Annotated in this window: 2 tRNA genes and 2 rRNA genes; all 4 read left to right on the top strand. The window is 52.6% G+C overall.

Annotated elements, in window-relative coordinates:
• Positions 1-180 precede the first annotated feature (180 nt).
• Positions 181-1,711 (top strand): 16S ribosomal RNA (locus A7V84_RS15735).
• 94 nt (positions 1,712-1,805) lie between these two features.
• Positions 1,806-1,882 (top strand) — tRNA-Ile (locus A7V84_RS15730).
• Positions 1,883-1,891: 9 nt separating this feature from the next.
• A tRNA-Ala gene (locus A7V84_RS15725) sits at positions 1,892-1,967 on the top strand.
• A 275-nt stretch (positions 1,968-2,242) separates the two neighbouring features.
• Positions 2,243-2,354: ribosomal RNA gene (locus tag A7V84_RS15720) — 23S ribosomal RNA — on the top strand; the annotation flags it as partial.

Genomic DNA, 2,354 nt, shown 5'->3' with positions numbered 1-2,354 from the left:
CTTTAACAACTCAACAACCGATAAGTGTGGGCACTTGATGTGAGTGCGCACCGATCCGCTTCGGCGGGTCGGGAAAGCGAAACTATCAAGTGCTCATATAGAAGTAGGGTTTTTTAAACCTCATTTCTTTGAGCAAGCGAAAGTCGTCGTCGGGTCATACCGATGGCGCATACAGAGATTAAACTGAAGAGTTTGATCCTGGCTCAGATTGAACGCTGGCGGGATGCTTTACACATGCAAGTCGGACGGCAGCACGGACTTCGGTCTGGTGGCGAGTGGCGAACGGGTGAGTAATGTATCGGAACGTGCCCAGTAGCGGGGGATAACTACGCGAAAGCGTGGCTAATACCGCATACGCCCTACGGGGGAAAGCGGGGGACCTTCGGGCCTCGCACTATTGGAGCGGCCGATATCGGATTAGCTAGTTGGTGGGGTAACGGCTCACCAAGGCGACGATCCGTAGCTGGTTTGAGAGGACGACCAGCCACACTGGGACTGAGACACGGCCCAGACTCCTACGGGAGGCAGCAGTGGGGAATTTTGGACAATGGGGGCAACCCTGATCCAGCCATCCCGCGTGTGCGATGAAGGCCTTCGGGTTGTAAAGCACTTTTGGCAGGAAAGAAACGGCGCCAGCTAATACCTGGCGCTAATGACGGTACCTGCAGAATAAGCACCGGCTAACTACGTGCCAGCAGCCGCGGTAATACGTAGGGTGCAAGCGTTAATCGGAATTACTGGGCGTAAAGCGTGCGCAGGCGGTTCGGAAAGAAAGATGTGAAATCCCAGAGCTTAACTTTGGAACTGCATTTTTAACTACCGGGCTAGAGTGTGTCAGAGGGAGGTGGAATTCCGCGTGTAGCAGTGAAATGCGTAGATATGCGGAGGAACACCGATGGCGAAGGCAGCCTCCTGGGATAACACTGACGCTCATGCACGAAAGCGTGGGGAGCAAACAGGATTAGATACCCTGGTAGTCCACGCCCTAAACGATGTCAACTAGCTGTTGGGGCCTTCGGGCCTTAGTAGCGCAGCTAACGCGTGAAGTTGACCGCCTGGGGAGTACGGTCGCAAGATTAAAACTCAAAGGAATTGACGGGGACCCGCACAAGCGGTGGATGATGTGGATTAATTCGATGCAACGCGAAAAACCTTACCTACCCTTGACATGTCTGGAATCCCGAAGAGATTTGGGAGTGCTCGCAAGAGAACCGGAACACAGGTGCTGCATGGCTGTCGTCAGCTCGTGTCGTGAGATGTTGGGTTAAGTCCCGCAACGAGCGCAACCCTTGTCATTAGTTGCTACGAAAGGGCACTCTAATGAGACTGCCGGTGACAAACCGGAGGAAGGTGGGGATGACGTCAAGTCCTCATGGCCCTTATGGGTAGGGCTTCACACGTCATACAATGGTCGGGACAGAGGGTTGCCAACCCGCGAGGGGGAGCCAATCTCAGAAACCCGATCGTAGTCCGGATCGCAGTCTGCAACTCGACTGCGTGAAGTCGGAATCGCTAGTAATCGCGGATCAGCATGTCGCGGTGAATACGTTCCCGGGTCTTGTACACACCGCCCGTCACACCATGGGAGTGGGTTTTACCAGAAGTAGTTAGCCTAACCGCAAGGGGGGCGATTACCACGGTAGGATTCATGACTGGGGTGAAGTCGTAACAAGGTAGCCGTATCGGAAGGTGCGGCTGGATCACCTCCTTTAAGAGCTAAGCGCTCGCTTCAAGTGTCCACGCTTATCGGTTGTTAGAATATAGCTGCTGGAAGGATCTTACAGATCCGGAAAATAAAGAGTCTGGGGTCTGTAGCTCAGTCGGTTAGAGCACCGTCTTGATAAGGCGGGGGTCGTTGGTTCGAATCCAACCAGACCCACCACGAATTACCGGGGGTGTAGCTCAGCTGGGAGAGCGCCTGCTTTGCAAGCAGGATGTCATCGGTTCGATCCCGTTCACCTCCACCAGAGATTTTGTTTGAGTTCAACGATCAGTGCTGTGAATCAGTATTGATCGTTGGGTTTAGGCCCAATAGCTATATTTGTTCTTTAACAATTTGGAAGAAGCACAACGTAAAGTGTTCATCAAGTAATCGGCGCGAGCTGATGAAGATGGATACGGGTTGTGATTGCATGATTTTGTTCCAAGTCTCAAGCTGGGCAAGCAATTGTCCAGAGCTTTTGAACTTAAGAACGGCACAAACGTGAAATGTTCAGCGACCTATAAGACTCAAGTGTTATAGGATCAAGCGAATAAGTGCATATGGTGGATGCCTTGGCGATCACAGGCGATGAAGGACGTGGTAGCCTGCGAAAAGCTACGGGGAGCTGGCAAACAAGCTTTGATCCGTAGAT

Source organism: Bordetella trematum (assembly GCF_900078335.1).
Lineage (GTDB): Bacteria > Pseudomonadota > Gammaproteobacteria > Burkholderiales > Burkholderiaceae_B > Bordetella > Bordetella trematum.
This window is presented reverse-complemented; position numbering and strand designations above follow the sequence as displayed.